Raw genomic sequence first — 26,298 nt, forward strand, 5'->3', positions numbered from 1 at the left:
TATGACGTCCCTTTTGTGTCTAAAAATTAAATAAAGCAGGTGACCTGTATGTTTCAATCACTCAAGCGGCTCGACCGCAACATTTGGATTCGTTTCTTAGGGGAGACGATTACGGGAATCATGATGTTCATGATTGCCCCATTCCTTGTTCTCTATTATAGTGACCAGTTAGACAGCTACCTTCAAGTCGGAATCATCATGGCTACTGGCCCGATCATGGCGCTCCTTGGTTCGATGATCGGAGGACGGCTAGCAGACCTGTATGGTCGAAAACCAATCATGATGATCGCCATCATCGGGGACGCACTTGCCCTCATCGGATTTGCGTTCGCCGACTCGTTCTGGCCGCTTCTTTTATTGAACGCGATGCTCGGACTGACGAACTCGCTCTTCCACCCTGCCGCAAGCGCGATGGTCGCCGATGTCACGGAGCCAGAGCATATGAACGAAGCATTCGGACTTTTACGGATGGGACATAACATCGGCGCTGCATTCGGTCCACTTCTTGGTAGTGCGGTGCTGTTCATCGACCGCGAGCTCATCTTCTTTGCGGCGGCATTCGTCTTTGGACTATATGCGATTTCGCTCGGCACGTTCATACATGAGTCGTTGCCCGAGTTTACGGAAGATGAGACTCCAAGCAACCGGGAAGTGTTGCGCGTCTTTTATAACGATCGCGTGTTTCTCGTCTTCATCTTTGCGGGTATATTCATATCAATGGGATTCTCCGTCGTCGAGAGCATGCTACCACTCTTTTTAAAAGAATCGCTCCCGACGTATACCGCACAACAGAACCCATTCCCGTATCTGTTAGCACTGAATGGAATCATGGTTGTCTTTTTCCAGTTCCCGATTGCTTCAAAACTCGGGAACAAGCCGTTCGGTAAAGTCATGCTGGCCGGAGCAACCGTATTCGGTATCGGTATGATCTTGCTTGCGATTGTGCCTAGAGCCTTGTTCGCACTCGATACCCCTTACGTGCCACTCGTCGGGATCTTACTCGCCGTATATGCGTTTTATACGTTAGGTGAGATGATCATGTCCCCTGTTCAGCAGACATTCATCGCCTTGATCGCACCGGAGAATATGCGTGGTGCCTATAACGGTGCAGCGAGTATCCAATGGCTGATCGGCGGTGTCACGGCACCAATCATCGCAAGTGTCTTTTTTGACAATCGTGCCGGACACATCGCTTTGATCCTCATCGGTGGAGCGAGTTGTTTATCAGGCATCATCTATTGGCAGCTCGGACGTCATGTCCAAGCGACGGAAGCAAAGCAAAAGACGGCTTAACCGCTCATTGACCACACTCTCTGATTTCGGAAGTGTGGTCTTTTCATTCTTTTCATCTTTATTAAAATTTGAAATTATCATTCAATTCACTTTACAATCATAATAATCCTTTTTATGATAAAACGGTTAAGGAGGGATCTTTCATGGAAAGGATCGATAAACAGACAATCGTGGACAGTGTTCCACAAAAAGGATTCTTCGGACAACCGAAAGGGTTGTTCACTTTATTCTTCACTGAGTTTTGGGAACGTTTCTCGTACTATGGCATGCGGGCCATCCTCGTATTCTATATGTACTATGAAGTCTCTGAGGGAGGACTCGGTCTAGACCGAAACGTCGCACTCTCAATCATGTCCGTCTATGGCGCGCTCGTTTATATGTCTGGGGTCATTGGGGGATGGCTTGCAGACCGGATTTTCGGGACGTCTCGCGCGGTATTCTACGGTGGTGTGTTCATCATGCTCGGACACATCGTCCTCTCGATTCCAGGTAGTGTCGTCTTCTTGTTCATCTCGATGGCGTTGATCGTCATTGGTACCGGATTATTGAAACCAAACGTATCAAGTATCGTCGGAGACATGTACAGCGAGACGGATCGCCGTCGTGACGCTGGATTCAGTATCTTCTACATGGGTATCAACTTGGGTGCGTTCATTTCACCACTCATCGTCGGTCAAGTACAAAAAGACTATGGATTCCACTGGGGCTTTGCGCTCGCGGCAATCGGGATGTTCGTTGGACTCGTCGTCTTCGTATTGACACGAAAAACGAACCTCGGCTTAGCTGGTTCGTATGTACCGAATCCGTTGACGCCTGATGAGAAAAAGAAAACGATAAAAATCGTCAGCATCGTCACCATTGGAATCGCTGTTTTACTCGCAATCTTGATTCCACTTGGATGGTTCACAATCAATACGTTCATCTCACTCGTCGGAGTGTTCGGTATCGCGATTCCGACCATCTACTTCATTATCATGTATCGTAGTCCGAAAACGACTGAGGTCGAGCGTTCGCGAATCATCGCCTACATTCCGCTCTTCATCGCCTCCGTCATGTTCTGGGCAATCCAAGAGCAAGGCGCAACGATTTTAGCGAGCTATGCCGATACACGGACTGACTTAGAGTTCTTTGGATTCACGTTGTCACCAGCGTGGTTCCAATCACTGAACCCACTGTTCATCATCTTACTGGCACCGGTCTTCGCTTGGTTATGGGTCCGACTTGGTGACCGCGAACCGAGCATTCCGACGAAGTTTGCTTTCGGGATCTTGTTTGCGGGGATCAGTTTCTTGGTCATCCTGCTCCCTGCATACTTCAGTGGTCCGGATGCCCTCGTCAGCCCACTCTGGCTCGTCTTGAGCTATTTCATCGTCGTTTTAGGAGAACTCAGTTTGTCACCGGTCGGTTTGTCGGCCACGACAAAACTCGCACCAGCTGCCTTCTCGGCTCAAACGATGTCGCTCTGGTTCTTATCAAACGCTGCTGCACAAGGGATCAACGCACAGCTCGTCAAGTTCTACACACCTGAGAATGAGACGCTATACTTCGGGATTATCGGTGGCGTCGCCATCGTCTTAAGTTTGATTCTGTTCGCACTCGCACCAAAAATCAAAGTGTACATGCGTGGAATCCATTAATCATCAAAAACGCCAGCCGATTGAATCGGCTGGCGTCATTTTTATTTTCGCACTTGAATGAGTGACAAGTAGCGATCGATCATATTGTGGTTAAAGTAGTCATGGAAGTTGTCTTGTTTCAGTGATTGGATCGATTCATGGAATGTCGCAGGCAGTGATGCGATTCCTTGGCTCTCGATTTGCTTCGCTGAATACTCGAACAAGTCATCCTCATTCGGTGAAGACGGGACGAGTTGTTGTTCGATTCCTTCAAGTCCGGCATAGATGAGCGCAGCAAGTGCCAAATATGGGTTCGCACTCGGGTCAGGGTTCCGAACCTCGACACGGGTCGCACTCCCACGAGAAGCCGGGATTCGAATCATCGAACTACGGTTCGACGGGCTCCAGCAAATGTTGACGGGTGCCTCGAATCCAGGAACGAGACGCTCGTATGATTCAGGTAGCGGATTCGTGAAGATTGCCGTGGCACGGGCATGCTTCAAGATTCCCTCGATGAAATGACGTGCTGTCTTCGACAATCCGTAATCCGAATCGACTTCGTCGAACGCGTTGGTCGTCGGATTTCCTGACTCATCATTCTTCCAGACAGAGATGTTCAAGTGCATGCCAGAACCGTTCACATCACGCAACGGTTTCGGTAAGAATGAGACGGATGCCCCTTTCTCTTTTGCCGCAATCTTGACAATCTCTTTGAAGAACTGAATGTTATCCGCTGTATGGAGTGCGTCATCATACTTGATGCCGATCTCATGTTGCGCAGGGGCGACCTCATGGTGCACTGCCTCAATGTTGAACCCGACACCGCTGAGACGATTCGCGATGTGCTGTCGCACTTCATATCCTTTATCCTCTGAACGTGTCGAGAAATATCCGGCCTCGTCATAAAACTCCCCGTTCTCGTCAAAGATGAAGAATTCTGGCTCTGCCCCGACGAATACCGAGTAGCCATCACGTGCTGCACGTTCGAGTGCATCCTTCAATACATTACGTGGGTCGTATTCATATCGCTCTCCCTCCGGAGTACATACATCACAGAAGAATGCCAAAATATTTTCCTCGCCGTCTTGCTCATACCGTGGACGATCTAAATCCGGTCTCAAGAATAAGTCGGAGTTTTTGATGGAAGAGAACCCGTTGATCGAAGAACCGTCAAACATCGTTTTTCCTTCAAAGACTTCTGGCAACAGTTTTGCCGAAAGCGTCAAGAGCTTTAAATCACCGAGAACATCTGAGAAATATAGATGGATTTGGGTGATGTTTTTCTCTTGTACCGTTTTCTCAATATCTTGTTGCTTCTTTTTTACGTCATCCTTGTCTGTTCCGAATAGATTTGCCATGATTCGTTAAAACCTCACTTCAATGGATTTGACAGGCAAGCTGTCGTTACGCACCGTTCGTACGCTTCTCTATAGTTCATAACCGAGTTCGATTTTTTCTAAACATGGAATTTTACGAGAGGCAAAGTGGCTACATGCGACAAGAGTTGATATGATGGGTAAAGAATGTCACAGAGAGGGAGAACGCGATTGTATATTTTTATGACTGGTGGAACAGGATTTTTAGGAGGGCGACTCGCCAAAGAATTGATTCAGCGGGGGCATCGCGTCTGCATGTTGGCTCGAACACCGGAGAAGGTACAGACACAATTCACCGCAGAAGAACAGAAGTCGATTGATGTGTTACCAGGCGATTTGACGTCACACGCACTCGGTGCGAATGAAGCGTTCATCGAGACACATAGAGGGAAGATTGATTTATTCCTACACATGGCAGCACTCGTCAAATTCGATGAAGAATTGCGCGATGAATTGTTCGAGACCAATTTGACCGGGACGAAAGAGGCCCTTCGCTTGACCAAGCTGATTGACTGCCGTCGCTTTTTCCACGTGAGTACGGCCTATACACTCGGCGCTAAGGAAGTTGGCGGGGAAACACTGTACGACGTGTCGCAATCTTTTTTGAATCCGTATGAAGAAAGCAAGGCACACGCCGAGCAGGCGGTCTGGGAGTCACGGGATGAGCTTGATGTGTCAATCTTCCGACCGGCCATCATCGTCGGAGACTCGAAAACAGGAGAGGCTGACTCAAAATTTACGATGTACGGATATATGCGTGCTCTCGAACTGTTCAAACGGAAATTGGAACGACGTGGGCATGACTTCGAGTCGATTCGATTGATTGGCTCAGCGACAGGTACATCAAACCTTGTCCCTGTCGATTATGTCGCGGATGTACTCCTCGCTGCCATCGAGCATGCGAAGGCAGGTACAATCTATAACGTGACAAACGACGCACCGCCAAAAAATGAAACGATGCTCGACTATATGAAAGAGTCGTTAGCATTCCCGCATTTAACAATCACGGAGACACCGACATCGACACTCAGCTCAATCGAACAGTCGTTCAACGATATGGTGAAAGTGTTCAATCCGTATTTGAACCGGGATATCACGTTCCGTGACGACAACACGAAGCAATTGCTACAGGATGCTGGATTCGCTCCGCTCCATCTCGATCAAAAATCGTTACGTCGCATCGTGAATGCCTATTACAAAGCAAAATAAAAAATGGACCGATTTTTCCGGTCCATTTTTTATTTATCACAAACTAACACGATTTTACCATCTTTGATTTCACGTTCGAGTGAATCCACCATCTCTTTTGTGAGTCCAAGACTCTCCATCTGTTCCATGCGATCTTCTGAATTGCTCGTGAATTTCGAGAGCAATGACTCGAACATTCCTTTTTCCGGAATTCGATATGGTTGTACCCCGGACTCTGCTGCCAATCGAACGGTCAATTCCTCATCTTTGGCGAACAAATAGATATGCTCATTCACACATCCGCCTGACACCATCTCATTCACTTCATGGTCCACCGTCGTCATATCATTCACTACTCTTGTCTCTAACATGCCCATCCTCCTAAACGTTCACAGTCATGGTTTTCACTGTTTTTGTTATTCCCGAAAAATGAGGTGGTAAACATCAAATCAACTCGATTCTTCGTTCATCGTCCATTCTTCGATGGCGAAATGTTGCACAATCCCCTTGATGCGATCATGTTCCCCTTCCATTTGAGTCTGCCCCTCTAACCGAGCGGTCACCATGAACTGGCAATCTATTGCTCGAATGCGAGATATGCGATACCCTGCTTGTTGCAACAATCCAGCGATGATCTCGATTTTTTCTCTCTCAACTGAACGGAATGTATGCATCCAGCCCACCTCTTTCTATTTCGTTCCTTATACATGCTATCATATCGTTTCTAGTGTGTGATGCTATACTATGGATAGAGAAAAGGAGTGAGTTCTGTGCCAAAACAAGACTTGAATACAATCATGCTTGAATATTTGAATGAAAAAGAAGATTATGAAGCGTTTGCCACAAAGCTGAAAGCACTCCTCAGTGAATTGTTGACAGAAGCCGGCATCCAGTTTCATTCAATCGTTGCCCGTGCCAAAGAAGCGGACAGTCTATATGCCAAACTTTCACGTAAACCTTATCAATATCGTTCATTACGAGACGTACAAGACTTGGCCGGGATACGGATCGTGACGTATTTTCATGACGACGTACGCGCCGTCGCGCAAATCTTGGAAGATGAATTCACCATCGACCGTGAACAGTCCATCGACAAGTCGACATTGCTCGATGCCAATGAATTCGGTTATCTTTCCGTTCATTATGTCGTGGAACTGAGTGAGAAACGCCTTGCGCTCGGGGAATATCGCCGTTTCGCAGAAAAAGAAGCGGAAATTCAAGTCCGCTCCATCTTACAACACGCATGGGCCGAGATTGAACATGACCTCGGCTACAAAAATCCGAATGCCGTGCCGCCTGAAATTAAACGTAGTTTCAGCCGGGTCGCCGGACTCTTGGAGATTGCCGACTCCGAGTTCGTGAACATTCGAAAACAATTGCGGACATTCGAACAGGAGACGGTCGAACAGATTCTCGACTCCCCTGAAAAAGTGACCATCACACGTGATAACCTGAATTATTATATCGCAAATGATCAAACGGTTGAGAAGCTAGATAACGCGATTTTCCAGAGCGAATGGTTGCTCGAGACCGATCTCTCTGCCATCGTCGAACTGACCCGAATGTTCCATTACGCCGATATCCGTACGTTTAAAGATTTGAGCGATACGCTCTCCACTTACTTCACACAGGCAGTTCAGTGTGCGACATTACTTCCATCTTCCCTCTTGCCGAGACAAGGGATGGGTGTCGTCTATGCCGTTCTCGCTAAATTGTTAGCGGAAGGCGACGACCCACAGATTGAATTTTTCTTTAGACGGTTCTATCCAGACTTGAAACATTATGAAGACATCATTCAGCAAATTCGGGTAAAAGACGAGCCCCTATAACTTTACAGACAACATGTTTTTAATGTAGAATGTTTCTATGTTCTGAAGTATATATGAATAATATTATCGCTAGGAGGTAGTTTCGAGGATGACAACACCCGTACAGACCGCTTCACGTCGTCAGCTCGTCGCAGACGCTGAACGTGGAATCCGGATGAACTATCGCGGAGTGAAAAAAAATCTCCGTTCGATGTTCTCACAATATTTAACCCGTAATGAATTCTTCATTCTACGTTCTCTTTGTCAACAGAGTCCTCAAATCGCCTCTGCTCTGTCTAATGAGTTTCAATTTTCAGCCTCGATGATCACCGCACTTGCCGATGAGTTGACGAAAAAAGGGTTGATCTCTCGCGAACGCAGCGAGCGTGACCGCCGTGTCGTTGAACTTCAGGCAACGGATGAAGGTCGTGAGTTGTTTGAGACGCTAGAGAGCATGAAGATTGAATATTTGATGGATGTCTTCACAGATTTTTCAGATGACGAACTCATTTTACTCTCAAAATTATTAGATCGTATGGATGCCTAATCCGATCAAAGCCCTTCACCGAACGGTGAAGGGCTTTTTTACGAGTAAAAGAGATGCGACCGATCGGTCAGCATCTCTTCATCTTTACGTTTCAATCAGGTGTGCCGTGACCACGATTCGGTCCCGATACCCAAGGTTTTCGTCATACGGTCCTGCACAAGTGATCAATTGAATCCGTTTCGACTGAGTCGCCGCAAAAATGGAGGCGAGCGGCATTTGGTCGAGACGATACTGTTTGACACTAACCACTTCATACGTAGCGACCTGGTCTTTCCGTTGGAGCGTCACCAGTTCTCCGATTGGAAGTTGATCCAGATTCGCAAAAATAGCTGGACCATTCAGATCATCGAGATGACCTGATAGGACGACATTCCCCGTTGCGCCTGCTTTGGCTCCATATTGATACCAACCGACATGATTCACGTCAGAAGGTGTAGCCATTCTTCCAGCCTCATCCTTGCCGACCGCTTCAATGGATGTATCAACATCGATTGAAGGTATGACCAGCCGGGCAGGGACGAAACTGTTCGAATGAAACGTTTGTCGATCGACCTGCTTAGAGGTCAAGACCTGCGGTTCGGCAAATTCAGCCGTTGGCATGACGAACGGTTTGTCAGGAGCTTCCGCTTGAGCGCCCCATACGAGAAATGTGATCGTTCCTAAGAAAATCAGTTTAAGCGTCTTGCTTCTGACGACGAAAGACGTAGAATCCAGCTGCTGCCGCTCCAACTACTGCTGCCGCGAGCAACCAGTTCATTGAAGCTGTTTGAGCAAGACCACCTTGTCCTGTTTCAGGAGCCATTGCCATTTCCCCACCATCAGCGGCGAGAAGGACTTCAAACGCTGGTTCTCCTTCAAGGAGTCCGATTGCGAATGCTGTATAGTTTTTGCCACCTTCGAGTGCGACACCGTCAAGTGCTTTGACGACGTCAGTCGCTCCAGCCGGACGGACTTCAAGGTCATACGTTCCAGCATCGAGTGTGCCGTAATCACTTACTGCTTTGAACTCGAGGTTTGAGAAGAGTGGGTCGCCACCTTTAGGTGCGACATCGACCGCTGGTGCATCTGGTGCGAAGTGAGCGACACGAACTTTCGATTTACCATCTTCAAAGTTTGCATCGTCTTCCATTGCAGCGATTTCGATGTTTTCAAGTTGACCGATTGCAGCGGCTGTATAGAACTTGCCTGCCTCGATTGAAAGGTCTGCTGCGACGACGACTGTTTCAGCGTCACCTGCCGGCTTGATTTCAACGTTGTAATCCCCTGCAGGAAGTGTCAAGTAGTCTGTGAGATCCTTGAATTCTGCTCCCTCGACCGCGACTTCCCCATCCACGTACACGTCAACTGCCGGTGCATCAGGTGAAGCATGTAGCACACGGACCATCGCGTTTTCATGTCCATCCGCGCTAACCGGTAAGACGAAAGCGAAAGCCAGTGCTAGAGTACCCAGTAAAGACATCAACTTCTTCATGTGAAATTTCCTCCTTTTGATCTTTGGTAACCCACGACGTGCATACAACAAATGTGATGCAGTGCTACATGGTGTGCTACATCTGATTGCTATGTAGCTCGGTGACATCTTAAACTTAAGACAATCCGACAATGACGTAAAGGGGACACTATGCCCGGAATGTGCTCCGATATGCTAACGGACGAAAGCGCTACCTTTACATAAAATGTACTTCCCTTCCACCCAAATATAAAACCACTTAGTCGGCGACTAAGTGGTTTCGTTTGCCCATTCGATATCATTGACAAAGACGGCATCGACTTGAAGCGCCATACAACGCTCAAGTTGATGTTGTGTTTTAATCGTATACGGTCTGACCGGAATCCCTCGACCTTGCAACGAGCGTACTTCTTCGTCTGTGATTCGATCGATGTGTGGGTGGACCGAATCCGCTCCGACGAATCGAAGATATCCGGAAATGTCATATAGCGGCTGTGCAAGCAGAATGGCCGCTTCGATATCCGGTCTCATCTGTTTCAATCGGTGAATGGTTTCATGATTGAATGAAGAAAAGAGAATGCGGGACGCATCAATTCCAGCGGATTCAATGGATTCGATGATGCGAGATTCGATTCCTTCATATCGAAGGACATCCGTCTTCACCTCTAAGTTCAAAATGACCGATTCCTCTTTCACCAAATCGAACAGCTCCTCGAGCGTCGGGATGTGTTCTTCGACCTCATGACGTACCCCGGCATTGAACTGTTTGAGCTCATCATAGGTATAGAGTGAAACTTGCCCTCTTCCGTCGGTCGTCCGTTCGAGCGTCTCGTCATGGATGAGTACGAGCACGCCGTCCTTTGTCATATGGACATCCGTTTCAATCCCATCTGCTCCGGTTTCGAGTGCGAGCCTGAATGCCGACATCGTATTCTCCGGACGATGTGCCATCACGCCACGATGTGCAAATCGTTTCATTTGGCAACTGTTTGATATTTCTTCGTCAAATATCGAACGAGCGGTTGAACCGAAATCGCTTGACCCGTCACCTGTTGAATGAGTTCGTTCGGGGTGAGACGTTTTCCATATTGATGAACGTTCTCCTTTAGCCACGCTTTTACCGGTTCGATTTCACCTTCTGCAATCAACGTCTCGAATTCCGGAAGAGCTGATTTCAACGTTTCCGTCAATTGGGCCGCATAAATCAATCCGAGGGCATAGCTCGGGAAGTATCCAAACGAGCCGCCTGCCCAATGGACGTCTTGGAGGACTCCTTTGGCATTCGACGGGACATCGAGTCCGAGATACTCTTTATACTTTTCATTCCATGCCGCAGGAAGCTCATCGACGGACAACGTCCCTTGGATGAGTGCCTTCTCGAGCTCATAGCGGATGATGATGTGTAGACTGTATGTCAATTCGTCAGCCTCGATCCGAATCAGAGATGGTTTCGCTTCATTCACACCTCGATAGAAAGTGTCGAAGTCGATCGCAGCGTATGCCGGATGAAGCGATTGTAGTTTCGGATAGACGCGACGCAAGAACGCTTCGCTTCGTCCGATGAAGTTCTCAAAGAAGAGCGACTGGGACTCATGAATCCCCATCGACGCACCGCCACCTAGTCCGAGTTCATCGAGCATCGGGTCGATTTGTTGCTCATACGTCGCGTGTCCTGCTTCATGCATCGTACCGAACAGTGCATTTCTGAAATCTGCTTCATCATACTTCGTCGTAATGCGGACGTCGCGGCGGTTGATGGTGATTTCGAACGGATGTACTGTCGCATCCAATCGACCACGTGATAAATCGTATGCGACGACATTCATCCAGTCATGACAAATGGTTTCTTGGACATCCGCCGGCATCGACCAGTCCAGAGAGAGCGATTCTTTTGGGAGCTGCTGGATGAGAGGAACGAGTTCGTCTCGGAGCGAGGCGAACAATTCGTCTAAAAGCTCGACTGTCATGCCCGGTTCGAAATCATAGAGCAATGCATCGTACGGATGTTTCTCATAGCCGAAATATTCCGCAAATTTTTGCTGGAATTCGATAATCTGTTTAAGGTATGGAGCGAACATGTCCCAGTCGTTCTGTTCTTTCGCCTTTTCCCATGCCGTCTCGGCTTCCGATACGAGTGTTACATATGCTTGATATTCATTGTGTGGAATCTTGGCATTCCGTTCGTATTGCGTCTTCGCGATTTCAAGTGACCGCGCCTCGACGTCAGATAAATCCTTTTCATCTGCCATCCGTTCTAGTAATGAAGCGAACGACTCACTCGTCTGTCGTTTGAATGCCTCAGTCGATAAATAACCGATTGTTTCTGCCCGGAGCGGTGCCGACTGTTCCGGCATTTGTGTACGCATGTCCCAATACAAGAGCGAAATCGCCTCGTCGAAGGCACGCAGTTGCTTAAAATGTTCACGCCATTCTTTTGTAACTTCCATCTGTCTTTCACCCCTATGTGTTATTCTGTTCCCTTTCTACTTTATTATAGATGTCAACCTTTGCCTACACCAGTTTACAAATCTTCTCGCTTGCTGTAGGAAAGTGGTTTTGTGGCAGGGCCTTCTAATACGTTACCTTTTGCATCGAAACGAGAGCCGTGGCATGGACAATCCCATGACCGCTCGGCATTGTTCCATTTCACTGTACAGCCGAGGTGCGTACAGGTCAGGTTAACGACATGGCATTGGTTATCCAAATCTCGATAAACGCCGCTCGTCTTGCCATCAACTTGCACGACCCCACTCTCGTCTAGCTGTAGGTCTTTTACATTTTTTCGTTCAAGTAGCCGATCGACTGTCCCTTTCGCAAATTGAGTGGCAGTATCTAAGTTCGTTTTAAGAAATGCACTGATATCACTAGATTTAACCGTTTGACGGAGCGGTGAGACCAGATTGACGAATCGGTTCGGACGACCTGTGAGTTGATCCGCGAGCAAGGTCCCGGCAGCGATTCCGTTCGTCATCCCCCATTTTGAAAAGCCAGTCGCCACAAAGAGATCTGGTTCTCGCTTGAACATTTGGCCGACATAAGGAAGCCCGTCTAAGGTGATAAGATCTTGAGATGACCACCGATAGGATGCCCGATTTGTTTCGAAATGTGCCTGGGCATCATGCTCTAATCGATCATATCGGCTACGCGTGTCAGTGACTTGCCCCGCCGTATGCCCTTCACCGCCAACTAGTAAATAGGTCTTTCCGTTTTCCTCATAGGACCGAAACGAGCGTTTGCGCTCTCCTACTTCTAAGTACATCCCTTTAAGTGGTCGACTCCCCGATTCACAGGCGACAATATACGATCGCTCAACAGAAAATTTCGACACATATAACCCGCGCAGGTCATTGAATGGATAATGGGTCGCGATCACGACTTGATTTCCCTGTACTCTTCTACCGGTAGAAGTAGTGACTACAGGACGCGGTCCTTGACTCACTTCCGTCGCTCTAGAGTTTTCATAAATCTTCCCACCGTGTTGAACAAACCGATTCGCTAATTCACGTAGATATTTCACGGGGTGGAATTGGGCTTGGTCATGAATCACCAACGCCTGCTCGATTGAAAACGGGAGCGCCTTTCTCACTTCTTCCGTCGCTTCTCCCCCGTCAATCTTTAAGCGACGATACGCATCCAGTTCTTTCGTAAGTTCTTCGTTCGGTTCCCTAGAATAAAGAAACGATTGTTCATTCGCGTAATCGCAGTCAAACCCTTCTTCGATTTGATTTTTCAAATAGACGAGCGCTTCTGAGTTGAACTCGTAATATAAACGCGCGATGGATTCATCAAAATGACGAATCAGCTTATGATAAATCGTCCCATGTTGAACGGAACATTTTGCCGTCGTATGTCCCGTCGTCCCATGTCCAATCTCTAACGCTTCTAAAAGCGTCACTTGCCTCCCTCGTTTTTGGAGTTCATAGGCGCAGACGAGTCCTGCAATCCCTGCCCCGATGACGACGACTTCGGTCGATTCTGAAACGGAAAGGGATGGGTACGGCGTCCCAGTATCATGTTGACGCCAAATGGAGTTCGTGAACGGATAACGATGCATGACGCATTCTCCTCTCAAAAAGTGACATCTTTACCCTTATACCCGAAACACAATTCTTTCACCGCCGATCAATCATTGACCTAGTTCTTTATTTTATCAGCGAAAAAAATAAGCGTTTTCTATTATGTTTATAGAGTAACCAAAAAAGGAGGGACTTTTGTTGACCCGTAGAAGGAGACACCGAAGAAGAACGTACATCATGCGAAGAATGATTGCCGCAGTCGTGTTGCTCGGAATCATCGCACTGATCCCGACGTTGGTCGGATTTAAACAAGATAAAGAGGCAATGATACCAGCAGAGGCTTCCACGCCAAAGGTCGAACCGATGAAGCAAGGCCCGGTTTTTCCGGAGATCGATATGGGTTCATGGCGGCCGAGTGAGGCGACATTGCTTTCAAATGAAGAAATCCCTGTCGGCGCGTTGACCTTCGTCAATGTGACCAACCAAGAGATATTAATCGATAAAAATGCCAATGACCGTGTATTTCCAGCCAGTACGACCAAATTGATGACAGCACTTCTCGCCTATGAAAAGGCGTCTGCAGCGAATGAGCTCGACCAGCCGATCATCACGATCCAACAGTCGACACTCGACATTCCATGGGACAGCCACATCGCACATCTTGCCATCGGAGATACATTGACAGTCCGGCAAGCGCTTTACGCCACGCTACTCGAATCTGGAAACGATGCTGCGAACAGCCTTGCAGAATACACGAGCGGGTCGACAAATGCATTCGTTCAATTGATGAATGACCGAGCAAAGGTTTTAGGATTGACTGGAACGAACTTCGTAAATGCCCATGGCTACTCGGATCCGAATCATTATACAACGGCGAACGACATGGCTAAAATCGCCTTCGCATTCAGTACATACCCGGAGTTGATTGAAATTGCCGGGACTTATGAATTTAAAGCCGAATTCAAAGATAAAGACGGTAACGGCAAGCGTCGTTGGTGGTATCACCTCGGTTCATCCGTCAATGAACGAAGTGTCAATTACTCGAAGTTCGTGACCGCCACGAAGACGGGTTATACGGACGAATCCGGATATACGATGGTATTCATCATGAAACATAATAGCGAAACATATATCTTGGTTACGATGCAGGCGAAGTCTGGACAAACGTTCCCGACGATGCGACTCGTTGAAGAAAAAGCATTCAAATAAGGAACTGAAGAGCATTTAAAGATGCTCTTTTTCTATTGATAAAAAATATGTTTTCTGAAAATTTTCCCATAAATATTACATTCGTGTTACACAGAAAAGTCCTCAGCATTTCAAATATTCAGAATATTTAAACTTTTTATTTGAAAATTTTAGCCTTCATCCGTTGGTACGATAGGCTTTAGAGCCGTTTTTATGAAAAAGTGTCAGTTTGCAATCATTTCGAAGGTTCTGTAAGGTAAAGCACAAGTTCGCATTTTCAACTTTTGTTTTTAACTGTGTGATGTCTTCACACAATCGCGAACGAGTTGATCAAATAGATCTTTTAACTTAATAGGAGGTTATTCAATGCTATGGCAAGAATGGGTATCCATCGCGCTTTATCTCGTGATGATGCTTCTTATCGGATACGTTGCGTATAAGCGAACGACCGATTCATCAGATTATATGTTAGGTGGCCGTAAAATGGGGCCAGGCGTTACAGCCATGTCAGCCGGAGCTTCGGATATGAGTGGTTGGATGTTAATGGGGTTACCGGGTGCAATGTATGCAACTGGACTATCAGCAATTTGGTTAGCCGTTGGATTGGTCATCGGAGCTTACTTGAACTACTTGTTAGTTGCTCCACGACTTCGCGTCTTCACAGAGATGGCGAACGATTCGATTACGATTCCAGACTTCTTAGAGAATCGGTTCCGAGATCACTCGAACTGGCTACGGATCCTATCTGCATCCGTCATCATCATCTTCTTCACGTTCTACACGTCAGCCGGACTTGTATCTGGCGGGAAGTTGTTTGAAAGCTCATTCGGATTAAACTATCAGACAGGTGTTATCGTCACAATTAGTGTCGTGATCTTGTACACCCTCTTCGGTGGGTTCACGGCAGTAAGTTGGACGGACTTTGCACAAGGTGTCATCATGTTCTTGGCACTCGTACTTGTACCACTTGTCGCTTTAACAGATATCGGCGGAGTAGACACTGCTGTCAACTCTGCGACGACAATCAATGCTGATTTGTTTGATGTCTTCAAAGGGACGTCAACACTTGGGATCATCGGTCTTCTTGCATGGGGACTTGGTTACTTCGGTCAACCACACATCATCGTTCGCTTCATGGCAATCCGTGATGTGAAATCATTGAAAACGGCTCGTCGAATCGGGATGAGCTGGATGACCGTGTCAATCATCGGTGCAGTCATGACTGGTTTCGTCGGAATCGCGTATTTCCGCGGACAAGGAAATCCACTCGGGGACCCGGAAACAGTCTTCATTCGATTCTCTGAAGTCTTGTTCCACCCGTTCATCACTGGATTCTTGTTAGCCGCAATTCTTGCAGCCGTCATGTCTACCGTATCATCACAGTTGCTCGTCACGTCATCTGCGTTGACAGAAGACTTCTATCGTAAGTTCTTCAACAAAGATGCAAGTGAGAAGACGATGGTCCTTGCCGGACGTGTTGGTGTCTTGCTTGTCGGAGTTGTAGCGACGCTCATGTCACTCAATCCATCAAGCACAATCCTCACACTCGTCGGATATGCATGGGCTGGATTCGGTTCTGCATTTGGACCAGCCATCCTCTTGTCACTTTACTGGAGCAAGATGACACGTCAAGGTGCCCTCGCTGGTATCCTCGTCGGTGCCATCACCGTCATTGTCTGGATCGTCACTGGACTTTCGACAGTCCTTTATGAGATGGTCCCTGGCTTCTTCCTAAGTATGTTGGCAATCGTACTTGTCAGTAACTTTACTAGCCAGAAAGAACAAAAACGTATCAACCGTGAATTCGGTGAAATGGAAGCTGAATTGGCAGCTGCGAAAAAAGAGTAACGATTCACACAAAAACTCGGTTCCTGATCAAGGGACCGAGTTTTTGCTTTACATCGATGCTGCAATTAACCAAACACGAATCACGAACGGTACGAGAACCAACACGAGCATTGCATTCCGCATCCACCGATTTCGATTCCAATAGTACGCCATCAATACGAACGGATGCAGTGCGACCAATTCATATGGATTGAACCAAAACCATGTGATAACCAGTACGATCAAAAAGTACAATACTGATTTTTCTTTCGACGTCCGGTATTCACGCCACATATCATAGGCGCCTTTAAAGAATGCGATAAAAGTCGCAATCCAGAATACGATAACAATCACATTATCAAATCCACTAAACAACTGAGTAACCACCTTTTAGGAAGGATTTTCTACATAAAAACCGCCCCAGTAAATATGACGGTACGTAAACTCTTTTCCACTTTCTACAGTAATCACTATTTCATCTTCCGTCAACACGAGGACGTGAACCGGCACCTCACCTTGTCGAAGCATCGGGCTAAATAATTGAAACTGCTTGTTCAACCATTTTCGTTCTGAGAAGTTTTGATAGTGATGTAGAGAAAGCATCGGATGACTCAAGTATGCTGCACCTACTATAGCGACAGCAATCGGCGGCGCACCGATTTCCATCATGAACGAGAAGACGAGAACAAGTGATAGCAATCCGTAACCGAACTCTACTAATTCCATGAGAGATGCCCGACTGGCTATCACATACTGAATTACACGAAACATGAGATACAAGATGATACTGACAATCAAGTACTCAGAGAATGGCGAATGGCGGAAAGAGACGTCTAAATAAAACAAGACAGGTAACAGTAGGATCCATTTCCACAGATGTAAGGCGAGGTAAAACAATGATTGATCGATGAAACGACGATTGTGTACGAGCCGTTGCATATCCATGTTTCCCACCTCCGCTTAGATGATGTGACCTTACGTTACCATTCCCTATTCTTTCGAATGATAACTAGCAATTACACGTCTAACGAAGTTTTTCTTTCCTCTCAATTAACGTCGCATTCAACAGCCCTCCGAGCAAGATGACAGAGGCAGCAAGATAAAACCAAATCAACAAGACGATGAACGCACCGAGTTGACCGTAAAACTGTTCATAGTTTGCAAATTGTGAATAATAACTAAACACATTCGAAACAAGCAGTATCCCGACTGTCGCAAAAGCGGCTCCGGCCCAACTATTTTTAAACGTTCCGGACACACTTGGTAACCACTTATATACAAATACGAATACAGTGAATAGAAGACTTGTTCCGATGATCCATCTGAAGTAAAACCAGATCTGCGCATACGTCGTGACAATCTCATCGATGAACAACACATATGAAGAGATTTCCCGAAGTGCCGTTTCGATTACAGGAACGAGTAATGAGAACGGCAACACAAACATCAGCGCCAAAGTGATGGCGATATCCTGTAAGACACCCCTCCAGAAGGCTTTATTGCGAACGGCCCGGTAGGCATCGTTCAATGCTCGAACGAGAGATTGTACGGCCATCGATGAGATCCAGAGTGCCGGTAAGATACTGAATGATGCCAATTTTAATTTGGAGTTGTCGAATACGGCTTCAATGTTTCCTTCTAATAGCTTGTAACTCGCTTCCGGCATAATGAGTGATAATGCTTGAATCACATCGCCGCTCGTAAACGGCAAAAATCCGACAATCCCTAATACGAATAATAGGAACGGGAACGTGGATAGAATGAAATAATAGGCCAACATGGCCGCTTGATCAAAAAATCGTTCCGTAAAAAATCGCTTGACGACTGTCAAAAATACTTGTTTCATCGATACTCTCTACTTTCTTTTAATAAAATAATAGCGGTATTTGAAATAAATAATTTAAAATGAAGAGGAAACCCCTGATGCCAGGGGCGTCCCAATGATAATCCTTTAACTAATTTCTTCTTTTTTCGTTTCCCACGCTTCGATGTGCTCTTTACCAGGAAGATCGACACCATCTTTAAAGAATTCCGGGTCTCTTCCTTCTTTCTTTTGAACCATATAGTCATCGAGGAGCGTCTTGGCGACTTTACTCAATCGGAAGATCGCATACATGTTGACGAGCGCCATCAGCCCCATAAAGATGTCGGCAATCGACCAGACGAGTCCCGCCGATCGAACTGACCCGAACATGACCATCCCGACAACGGCAATCCGATAGATAATCAAATACCGCTTCTTCTCAGAAATGAACTCGATGTTCGTCTCCCCATAATAATAATTGGCCAAAATCGAACTGAAGGCAAAGAGTAAGATGGCGATTGTCATGAGCGTCGTCGCAATCGGTCCAATTTCGACGAGAAGCGCCTCTTGGGCAAGCTCGATCCCTTGGAATGCTTCAGAGCCTTCGACACCTGAGATGAGGACAATCATCGCCGTTGCGGTACAGATGAACAATGTGTCCACAAATACACTAAGCGATTGAATCAATCCTTGTTTGACCGGGTGACTCACCTCAGCGGTAGCTGCGGCGTTCGGGGCAGACCCCATCCCTGCCTCGTTCGAGAACAGGCCTCGTCGAATACCTTGGAGGACAGCTGCACCGACCGCTCCACCGAACAACTGTTGGAAACCGAGGACACCTTCAGAGAAGATGGCCGAGAACACTTGTGGCACGACATCAAGATTCGTAAGGACGACCCAAATGGCTAGTAAGATATAACCGCCCGCCATGATTGGTACAATGATTCCCGATAAGGTCGAGATGGAACGAATCCCACCGAAGATGACGATAGCGGTGACAACGGATAAGATGATGCCGACCCAGACCGTATCGATCTCAAATACGTTATTCACGGAGAGTGCGATTGTATTCGCCTGGACGGAGTTGAAGGCAAAACCGAAGGCGAACGTAATCAAAATGGCAAATACGATGCCTAACCAGCGTGCACCGAGAGCGCGCTCAATATAGTATGCCGGACCACCACGCCACGCCTTGCCGTCATGCACTTTATACACCTGGGCGAGCGTACTTTCAACGAATGCCGACGCCGCTCCAATCAGTGCAATGAGCCACATCCAAAATACGGCGCCAGGTCCGCCTAAAGCGATTGCCGTCGATACGCCGGCGATGTTCCCCGTACCGACACGGGCCGCCGTTCCGATGGCGAATGCTTGGAAAGATGAGACCTGTCCTTTCTCATGCTTGATTCCTTTCACGAATAAAAGTTTAAACATTTCCGGTAACATTCGAAATTGAACGAACCCCATCCGAATCGTAAAATAAAGACCTCCTGCAATCAATACGAAGATGAGAAGGTACGACCATAAATAGTCATTGATTTGCATAATCAGTTCACGAATATCCAACGAAATCGCCTCCTTTTATCGGGTTTTTACCCGCTCTGAATCTGACAGAAACAGCGGGTTCATTGCACGTTTTTAAGAATCTCTTCACATAGACGATGTGTCTCTAAACTATCCTCAGCTAGGACTGACTTGTTCGCTTCCCCATTTAACAGTTTGATAAAGTCATCAATCAAGTCGATAAACCCTCGACGCTTTAAATTGGACTCCCACGGGTCGAGCGACCATTCCTTCACACCGTCTCGTCCATAGTCTGTAATCCGCTCCACATCGCGTGTGACCCGCTTCACGGTCGGTGACATGACCTCCATCACTTCTTCGGTACAACCGTTGTCTCGGTTCATCCAACCGATTGCTTCGATTCCCCCTGCCATGAAATGAATCATCACTTGTTTCAGCACATCCCCTTCAAACCGTGGTGTCACGCGCAACCGCTCGACAGGCTGAAGATCGGTCAAATAACGGAGCGTATCGACGACATGCACGAAATCCTCGATCACAAATTCGCGGAGTGTTGCCGGTTTATACGTTCTGTTCTTTTGAATGAAGACCATATTTTTTTCTTCGATTTGTTTGAGTGCCTGTGTGGCCGTCGCAAATCGGCGATTGAAGCCCGTGACGAGATAGACTCCATTCTCGTTAGCGAGTGCGACGAGTCGCTCCGTCTCTTCAAGAGTGAACGTGATCGGTTTGTCGATGAAGACATGCTTCCTTTGCCGCAGACAATACTCGGCTTGCTCATAATGGACAGCTGTCGTCGAATGAATCATGACGGCATCGATTTCTGTCATCGGCACGGCGTCGAGCTCCGTATATCCTCCTTTAAAACGATAGGTCGAGATGACTTCGTGTAACTTTTGTTCATCTCTAGAGACGAGATACACATCGACGTCCTTTAATCCGGCATATACTGGCAGATACGCTTTTTTTGCCACGTCACCTATGCCTACTACCAAAATATTCATCTACTCACTCCTCCAATATTATGTAGAAAGCCCGAAGCGACTGCCTCGGGCTCACGTAATAGATACAATCTCAAAACTTGTGATCGGTTCACGAATCGCGTCAGATACAATCTGGTAAGCCGCATGTAGTTCTTCTTGATTATTTAAGTCCGGCACACGATCCATTTCCACCTCGACCGTCCGAGTGTTTTGTTCTTTCGCATGTAACTGATATTCGACGGTATACTTTTCCATCATCTGTCCCCCCTCTAATTATACATATGTTATGTATAACCTGTTAGACGGAGGATGAAACAAGAGAGTTTGCTCTAATAAAACAGAAAATGACCGCTCAATTGAACGGTCATGGATTCATTATTCTGATTTCGGTTTCTCGTCACGGTCCGGACGTGGACGGCGCTTTCCGAAGTATTGATAATATTGCGTTTCGATATTTCCGTTGTACAACTTCCGACGCTTCGTCGCAGGGCGTCCGTATGCCTTCTCGAAGTCTTCATAACTCGTCAACATGTAGACGCTGTAACCAGGGTATTTCGCATATTGTTCTCCGATTCGCTCATACAAGTCGATGATCTCTTCTTCTGACTGAAGTCGTTCCCCATACGGAGGGTTACCGATGATGACTCCGTACTCTTCTTTCGGCTTCAGTGCGGCTGCGTCACTATGGACGAACGTGATCGCATCGCGGACGTCAGCGAGTTCCGCATTGTCTTTTGCGAGTTTGACCATCCGCGGATCGAGGTCGATTCCATAGATTTTTAGCGGTTTATCCCACTCCGCTTTCTCGTTTGCTTCATTGATTGCCGCATACCAAGCTTTTTTCGGAATGCATGTCCAATCTTGAGCGAAGTATTCACGGTTGATACCCGGCGCGATATTTCGTCCAATCATCGCCGCCTCGATGGCGAGCGTCCCAGAACCTGTGAACACATCATAAAACGGCATGTCCGGACGCCAGTTCGTCAATTGAATCATCGCTGCAGCCATCGTCTCTTTGAGTGGTGCTTGTGAATGAAGCTCACGGTAGCCACGACGATGGAGCGGACCGGACGTGTCGATCGTGATTGTCGCCACATCTTTCAATAGGGCGACTTCAATCGGGAATTTGGCGCCTGACTTCGGCAACCATTCCCCTTCCTTACGATAGCCGCGTTGCATCGCTTCAACAATCGCCTTCTCCGTGATTTTCTGACAGTCACGAATCGAGAACAGTTTTGATTTGACCGAGCGTCCGTCCACCGTGAACGCCGCGTCCCACGGCATGAGGTCGGTCCATGGTAACGCCACGACCCCGTCAAACAATTCTGTGAACGTTGTCGCCTTGAACTCGGCAACGACGAGCTTGACCCGGTCTGCTGTGCGTAACCACATGTTGAGGCGTGGAATGTCTTCCATTTCCGCGTCGATATAAATCCGTCCATTCTCGACCTCGCACGTGTATCCTAAATCCCTTACTTCTTTTGCAACGAGTGCCTCGATTCCCATCGCTGCCGTCGCAATCAGTTTACGTTTTGCCATCTGCAATCGCCTTCCTTCTACATAAATATCTTTCAGTCATTTTGTAAGTTGTAAAAAAATCATGAAAAAAGGAGCTCAAGTATATGTGCTTGAACTCCTTGTCGTTGTCAGTTGAGACTATGTTGTCCTGTAAGCCATGTTCTGTACTCCGGTGCTCATAGCGGTCTCCCTGGCACGATGGAGTGACAATCATCTATCTGCGCACATCGGCGCCCTCCGTCCCGTTCGATTCCGGTCTGGAAGTTCCCCTACCATAGTTTGGGTTTCTCGCTCGTGGGGTTTACCTCGTTCCACTCTGAACGTTTCCGATCAGACTCCGTCACTGTGGCACTTTCAAGAAGCGTACACCATATCCGAGGACTTAGGTGTTTCTTCTGCCGTCAACTTGCGTTGCCTACACTTATCGTTTCGTGTAGCACGATCACTACAGCCATCACAGGCTGTGCGAGCATGGACTTTCCTCAAGACTTGCGTCCCGCGATTGTCCAGACCTCATAGTCACTTCAACCATTGTAGCTGAAATTTGAACGGTTGACAACTTAAATTCGAAACTTGATTTTACGTTCAGTCAGCGCTAAAATAAGGCGTGTTCATTGAATAAGGAGGGATTTTGATGCATCAGGATGCAAAAAACGGTTGGATTCAACGTCTGACTTATGTAATAGAAATCGATGACATTAAAGTGCTCCACCCGAACAACGGCGTGTTCGCCTTCTACCGAAATAATCGTCTCGTCCGAGGGTTTGAACCGTTCGATATCAAGGCACCGAACGAACTCTCGAAACGACCTTATCATTTTGACCATCACAATTTAGCACACCTCGAGGAGCGTTTCCCGGATGCCATTCCAGTATTCGATGAAACGCATGAGACGCGTCGTGCTTGGAGCGACCGCGTCCGAGTCGGCCTTTGCGAGATCATCCGAGATGGGAAACTCAGTTTCGAGCATATTGATGACCAAGGTAACGTATTAGAAGCGAGTATCCGTTGGTGTGGAGAAGCCATCACCATCGATTAAATAGAAGAAGCCGTCTCTCCCTTAGGAGAAGGCGGCTTTTTGTCTTATAAGGTCTCTGTGACCGGGGGCTCGTCTTCAATGATTGGTGGCTCATAAGATGTCGTCACTACTTTTTCACGAAGGTCCGTCGGCTTCAGAATGACAGTCAACTTTTCCGCCGTATCCCCTCTTACCGGGAATGTCCCAGCGATGTGGAGCGCTTCGTATAAGACCTTCCCATTTGAATCAAGTACCGTGACCGTCCCTTTTCGTGTCGTATGAATCGTGAACGTCCCTTCCTCCGACACCTTCACAGAAACTGCCGTCTTCAATGTGTTGACATAATCGATCGTTCGGCTCGTGTAGCGCTTATGTTTTCCGTCCGTTACTTGACCGACGATGCGGTATTGTCCGCTCGGTAGCCAATCCCCACTCGAATACATTGTGAACGACCGATTTGGAGTAAGTGTCTTAATTTTCTTGTTCCCTTGATACAGTGTGAACGAAGATTTCAAGTTCGAATGGTTCATGACACTCAACTTGACATCATTCACGTATCGGCTCTTCCACACCGAAGGGGCAGAGATATGAATCGGGCGAGCCGTCGCTTCTAATAGTTTCATTGTATTCAATTCCGTATAGGACTTGCCGGACGCTCGAGGCATCTTCGCAATTAACTGGTCAATCTCACCCGGTGTCAAATAAGGGTTGATCGATTTGACGAGCGCGAGACTCGCCGTGACCATCGGTGCCGCCATCGACGTCCCGTCCATATAGATAAAGCGGTTGTTGACCCCGAGCGAGAGGATGTTCACACCTGGCGCCACGATTTTGACGCGATCGTCCATATTGCTAAAGCTCGCGAGACGATGTCTAGAATCAATTGCACCGACCGCGATTACTTCTTTCATGTTCGCGGGAAAGTTAATCGTCTGTTTTCGATCATTTCCAGATGATGCGACGATAATGACCCCTTTTGCCCTTGCCCGTTTGATTGATGCGGCCAAACGACTATCATAATCATCCCCACCAAGCGAGAGGTTGATGATGTTCGCCCCTTTCTCCACAGCCGTATCCACGGCATTAGCGACCGTCCAAGAGTCCGTTTTATCTTTATTCACCCCGTAAAACACATTATAGAAGTGGTAGCGGACGTTCGGCGCGAGTCCTGCAATCCCAAAGCGGTTATGTTTCCCGGCCATGATTCCGGCGGTATGCGTACCATGAATATCCGCAGTATACGGACCTTTCATGGAATTGACGACACGAGGAACGTTCTTCAAATCCGTATGGTTCCGGTCAGCTGACGAGTCAATCAGCGCCACAACGATATCACTTGCGCCTCTCGTCTTACTCCAGGCCAAATCCGTACCGATTTGCTTCACATAATATTGACTCGTGACTTGTGGTTCTGAAACGACGTAGCCATGTTTCTTAAGGATGACTGGCTTTGCAGCATCTACTCCCACCGGCAGTAAAAGGGCAATCGCTGTCAAAAGGGCAATCTTTTTCATTCCTTCCGCTCCATTCCAAACTGTTAAAGTGACTCCATTATCTCAAACTTTGGATTAGATTTCCCTTTTTTTGAATAAAAAGTTGTCGACAAATTCACCAATAGCTTGGCTCATCCGGATGTAACATATCAAACTCGACAATCCGTCCAATCGTCAAGTACGTATAGTAGCGCGCCAGTTCCACCCGGCTTGGGTCGGGACGAAATCCTTCTAAGTCCTCTCCGAGCGGGGAGCCGTCAATGGTCTCAAACTGCTGGCAAAAAAAAGACTCGGTTTCGGCGTCCCAGACGATACGATCTCCGATATATCCGCTTCCGAAGCGGATGTAATCGATGATGGACGGAACGATGACTTCTGCCGGCAAGCGTTCGCTCATCCGACCGACGAGCTCATATCGCAAGCGATCTGCCTGATCGGCTTCCTCGAGGGAGGCACATTTGAGTACTTCTTTATTGATTTCAATCAATACAACATAATCCCCTGGTTCAATGGAGAGCTTCATCGCCTCACCTCACTTTTCATACCTTCATCCGATTCTCTACAAGTCATTATTCGAGATAAATGGTGGGAATCCTGTCCATTCCTCATTTTTTTCCAAATCGCAGTTGAGTTCACAACGGTCGAACTGTTTTTGTTATACTAATCATATGAATTGAGAGAGAGGAAGTGCACCATGGCCAAACGACCGCTGACCCCTCGAGAAAGTGAGTTGATTGCGACCGCGTTATTTGTTGTCGGAAGCGTCCCATATTCAGGACATATCGACCGTCTCGAATCCCTCACCTTACGTGACATCGCTGATGACTATTTGAATGGAACTTCCACTTCGGCAGACGCGATTGACGCACTTGATCAATACATCTACGTTCGGCGTCATCGCTTCAAAAACGTGACCCCTCATAACCTCTGGACATTGGATGACCGGACGGAACAGGAAGCACTGCGTCATATCTCCAAGCGACCTGAATTGAAAAAGGGTCAGACGTTGAATAAACGGAATCAACCGTTTCAAGCGGGACAAGAGATTGAATTCAAAGTGGACAAGCATGTCGACCGTGGACAATTCCGCATCTACATCGGAAAACTTCAAGGCTACACGTGTAAAGCCCAGTCAAAAGAACGTGAAAAGATGAAGTCAGTGTCAGGATGGATCACACATATCGACCCGAAAGACCGACTGGTTTTTGTCAACGTGACAGACTTCGGACGGATGCCAATCGAACCTGCAATGAAACAAGAACTTGAATCGATGAGCGCCTCGATGCTCGGTTGGTTCGCCACGGCAACAATCCCTTCTGAAGAAGAAGCACTCCTTGCCAAACAGATGATTGGCACGTTACAGCGACGCGATCAACCGTATTGGTTCACGTTGACGACCGCGTTGAACCACCCTCGCCCAGAACATGTGAAACGCTGGGGAACAGTCGTGAATCTTCTCGTCAAAGCGAGTAACGGTGACCAAAAGGCCATCCAAACATTAGAGACACAAGAAGACAAATATTTTAAGGATGCGTTCATCCGCGCACTCCGTGCCCTTCATCAAGAGATGACGAAACAATAAAGCTGATACGACTCGAGGTGACTCCGCATGGGTCACCTCGTTTCGTGTCGAACCTATTTTGGAAAGG

Annotated in this window: 26 protein-coding genes and 1 other RNA gene; 9 read left to right on the forward strand and 18 right to left on the reverse strand. The window is 47.4% G+C overall.

Annotation, left to right across the window (positions count from 1 at the left end; all coding sequences use genetic code 11):
• Window positions 1–48 precede the first annotated feature (48 nt).
• Together EAT1B_RS01475 and EAT1B_RS01480 are read left to right on the forward strand one after the other, a co-directional pair.
• Window positions 49–1,293, forward strand: a complete 1,245-nt coding sequence (locus EAT1B_RS01475) for an MFS transporter (protein ID WP_012726350.1) — start codon at window positions 49–51, stop codon at window positions 1,291–1,293.
• 143 nt (window positions 1,294–1,436) lie between these two features.
• Entirely contained in the window at window positions 1,437–2,930 is a 1,494-nt protein-coding gene (locus tag EAT1B_RS01480) for a peptide MFS transporter (RefSeq protein ID WP_012726351.1), read from the forward strand.
• 41 nt (window positions 2,931–2,971) lie between these two features.
• Here the strand turns inward: EAT1B_RS01480 and EAT1B_RS01485 are convergent, their stop codons facing one another.
• Window positions 2,972–4,267: a glutamine synthetase family protein gene (locus EAT1B_RS01485; protein ID WP_012726352.1), complete on the reverse strand. Its 1,296-nt coding sequence runs from the start codon at window positions 4,265–4,267 to the stop codon at window positions 2,972–2,974.
• 189 nt (window positions 4,268–4,456) lie between these two features.
• Between EAT1B_RS01485 and EAT1B_RS01490 the strand changes: the two genes are divergently transcribed.
• A complete protein-coding gene (locus EAT1B_RS01490; protein WP_012726353.1) occupies window positions 4,457–5,494 on the forward strand; it encodes an SDR family oxidoreductase in 1,038 nt (345 codons plus the stop codon).
• 29 nt (window positions 5,495–5,523) lie between these two features.
• Here EAT1B_RS01490 and EAT1B_RS01495 read toward each other — a convergent pair whose 3' ends face one another.
• Window positions 5,524–5,844 (reverse strand): general stress protein, encoded by a 321-nt coding sequence (locus tag EAT1B_RS01495; protein ID WP_012726354.1) that lies wholly within the window; start codon window positions 5,842–5,844, stop codon window positions 5,524–5,526.
• Between the two features lie 78 nt (window positions 5,845–5,922).
• The gene (locus EAT1B_RS01500) at window positions 5,923–6,147 is read right to left on the reverse strand and encodes a hypothetical protein (protein WP_012726355.1); all 225 of its coding nucleotides are present in this window, start codon (window positions 6,145–6,147) and stop codon (window positions 5,923–5,925) included.
• 96 nt (window positions 6,148–6,243) lie between these two features.
• Here EAT1B_RS01500 and EAT1B_RS01505 point away from each other — a divergent pair, with 96 nt between their 5' ends.
• Window positions 6,244–7,302, forward strand: coding sequence for a GTP pyrophosphokinase family protein (locus EAT1B_RS01505; protein WP_012726356.1), 1,059 nt, complete (start codon window positions 6,244–6,246; stop codon window positions 7,300–7,302).
• A gap of 88 nt (window positions 7,303–7,390) precedes the next feature.
• The gene (locus tag EAT1B_RS01510; protein ID WP_012726357.1) at window positions 7,391–7,828 is read left to right on the forward strand and encodes a MarR family winged helix-turn-helix transcriptional regulator; all 438 of its coding nucleotides are present in this window, start codon (window positions 7,391–7,393) and stop codon (window positions 7,826–7,828) included.
• Between the two features lie 84 nt (window positions 7,829–7,912).
• Here EAT1B_RS01510 and EAT1B_RS01515 read toward each other — a convergent pair whose 3' ends face one another.
• The 5 genes from EAT1B_RS01515 to EAT1B_RS01535 form a co-directional block, all read right to left on the reverse strand.
• Window positions 7,913–8,557, reverse strand: a complete 645-nt coding sequence (locus tag EAT1B_RS01515; RefSeq protein WP_235189289.1) for a class F sortase — start codon at window positions 8,555–8,557, stop codon at window positions 7,913–7,915.
• On the reverse strand, window positions 8,502–9,299 hold the full coding sequence (locus tag EAT1B_RS01520; protein ID WP_012726359.1) for a DUF4397 domain-containing protein: 798 nt from the start codon (window positions 9,297–9,299) through the stop codon (window positions 8,502–8,504). The genes EAT1B_RS01515 and EAT1B_RS01520 overlap by 56 nt, the downstream gene beginning before the upstream one ends.
• Window positions 9,300–9,548: 249 nt before the next feature.
• On the reverse strand, window positions 9,549–10,256 hold the full coding sequence (locus EAT1B_RS01525) for a glycerophosphodiester phosphodiesterase (RefSeq protein ID WP_012726360.1): 708 nt from the start codon (window positions 10,254–10,256) through the stop codon (window positions 9,549–9,551).
• Window positions 10,253–11,725 (reverse strand): carboxypeptidase M32, encoded by a 1,473-nt coding sequence (locus tag EAT1B_RS01530; RefSeq protein WP_012726361.1) that lies wholly within the window; start codon window positions 11,723–11,725, stop codon window positions 10,253–10,255. Before EAT1B_RS01530 ends, EAT1B_RS01525 begins: the two co-directional genes overlap by 4 nt.
• A 74-nt stretch (window positions 11,726–11,799) precedes the next feature.
• Complete coding sequence (locus EAT1B_RS01535) at window positions 11,800–13,332, reverse strand: FAD-dependent oxidoreductase (RefSeq protein WP_012726362.1); 1,533 nt, start codon at window positions 13,330–13,332, stop codon at window positions 11,800–11,802.
• A gap of 199 nt (window positions 13,333–13,531) precedes the next feature.
• Here EAT1B_RS01535 and EAT1B_RS01540 point away from each other — a divergent pair, with 199 nt between their 5' ends.
• Window positions 13,532–14,503 (forward strand): D-alanyl-D-alanine carboxypeptidase family protein, encoded by a 972-nt coding sequence (locus EAT1B_RS01540; RefSeq protein ID WP_047795291.1) that lies wholly within the window; start codon window positions 13,532–13,534, stop codon window positions 14,501–14,503.
• 345 nt (window positions 14,504–14,848) lie between these two features.
• Entirely contained in the window at window positions 14,849–16,330 is a 1,482-nt protein-coding gene (putP, locus tag EAT1B_RS01545; protein ID WP_012726364.1) for a sodium/proline symporter PutP, read from the forward strand.
• A 48-nt stretch (window positions 16,331–16,378) separates the two neighbouring features.
• Here putP and EAT1B_RS01550 read toward each other — a convergent pair whose 3' ends face one another.
• The 8 genes from EAT1B_RS01550 to rnpB all read right to left on the reverse strand — a co-directional run bounded on the left by EAT1B_RS01550 (window position 16,379) and on the right by rnpB (window position 22,652).
• A complete protein-coding gene (locus EAT1B_RS01550) occupies window positions 16,379–16,684 on the reverse strand; it encodes a hypothetical protein (protein ID WP_012726365.1) in 306 nt (101 codons plus the stop codon).
• Window positions 16,685–16,699: 15 nt separating this feature from the next.
• Window positions 16,700–17,254, reverse strand: a complete 555-nt coding sequence (locus EAT1B_RS01555; protein WP_012726366.1) for a hypothetical protein — start codon at window positions 17,252–17,254, stop codon at window positions 16,700–16,702.
• Window positions 17,255–17,333: 79 nt separating this feature from the next.
• Window positions 17,334–18,155 (reverse strand): YihY/virulence factor BrkB family protein, encoded by an 822-nt coding sequence (locus EAT1B_RS01560; RefSeq protein ID WP_012726367.1) that lies wholly within the window; start codon window positions 18,153–18,155, stop codon window positions 17,334–17,336.
• Between the two features lie 105 nt (window positions 18,156–18,260).
• On the reverse strand, window positions 18,261–19,679 hold the full coding sequence (locus EAT1B_RS01565) for a sodium:alanine symporter family protein (protein WP_012726368.1): 1,419 nt from the start codon (window positions 19,677–19,679) through the stop codon (window positions 18,261–18,263).
• A gap of 59 nt (window positions 19,680–19,738) precedes the next feature.
• Complete coding sequence (locus EAT1B_RS01570; protein WP_012726369.1) at window positions 19,739–20,641, reverse strand: Gfo/Idh/MocA family protein; 903 nt, start codon at window positions 20,639–20,641, stop codon at window positions 19,739–19,741.
• A gap of 51 nt (window positions 20,642–20,692) precedes the next feature.
• Window positions 20,693–20,875, reverse strand: a complete 183-nt coding sequence (locus EAT1B_RS01575) for a hypothetical protein (protein ID WP_148209436.1) — start codon at window positions 20,873–20,875, stop codon at window positions 20,693–20,695.
• 120 nt (window positions 20,876–20,995) lie between these two features.
• Window positions 20,996–22,159: a class I SAM-dependent RNA methyltransferase gene (locus EAT1B_RS01580; protein WP_041917897.1), complete on the reverse strand. Its 1,164-nt coding sequence runs from the start codon at window positions 22,157–22,159 to the stop codon at window positions 20,996–20,998.
• A 125-nt stretch (window positions 22,160–22,284) separates the two neighbouring features.
• Window positions 22,285–22,652, reverse strand: an RNA gene (gene rnpB / locus EAT1B_RS15725) — RNase P RNA component class B.
• 120 nt (window positions 22,653–22,772) lie between these two features.
• Here rnpB and EAT1B_RS01585 point away from each other — a divergent pair.
• Window positions 22,773–23,177: a hypothetical protein gene (locus tag EAT1B_RS01585; protein ID WP_012726372.1), complete on the forward strand. Its 405-nt coding sequence runs from the start codon at window positions 22,773–22,775 to the stop codon at window positions 23,175–23,177.
• A 44-nt stretch (window positions 23,178–23,221) separates the two neighbouring features.
• On the opposite strand, the gene EAT1B_RS01590 is transcribed toward EAT1B_RS01585, so the two are convergent.
• Together EAT1B_RS01590 and EAT1B_RS01595 are read right to left on the reverse strand one after the other, a co-directional pair.
• Window positions 23,222–24,670 carry a S8 family serine peptidase gene (locus EAT1B_RS01590; protein WP_012726373.1) on the reverse strand — a complete coding sequence of 483 codons (1,449 nt, stop codon included), beginning with the start codon at window positions 24,668–24,670 and terminating at the stop codon, window positions 23,222–23,224.
• 94 nt (window positions 24,671–24,764) lie between these two features.
• A complete protein-coding gene (locus EAT1B_RS01595; protein WP_012726374.1) occupies window positions 24,765–25,172 on the reverse strand; it encodes a hypothetical protein in 408 nt (135 codons plus the stop codon).
• A 171-nt stretch (window positions 25,173–25,343) separates the two neighbouring features.
• Here EAT1B_RS01595 and EAT1B_RS01600 point away from each other — a divergent pair, with 171 nt between their 5' ends.
• A complete protein-coding gene (locus tag EAT1B_RS01600) occupies window positions 25,344–26,231 on the forward strand; it encodes a hypothetical protein (protein ID WP_012726375.1) in 888 nt (295 codons plus the stop codon).
• The last annotated feature ends 67 nt before the right edge of the window (window positions 26,232–26,298 follow it).

The organism is Exiguobacterium sp. AT1b, from assembly GCF_000023045.1.
Taxonomy (GTDB): Bacteria; Bacillota; Bacilli; order Exiguobacteriales; family Exiguobacteriaceae; genus Exiguobacterium.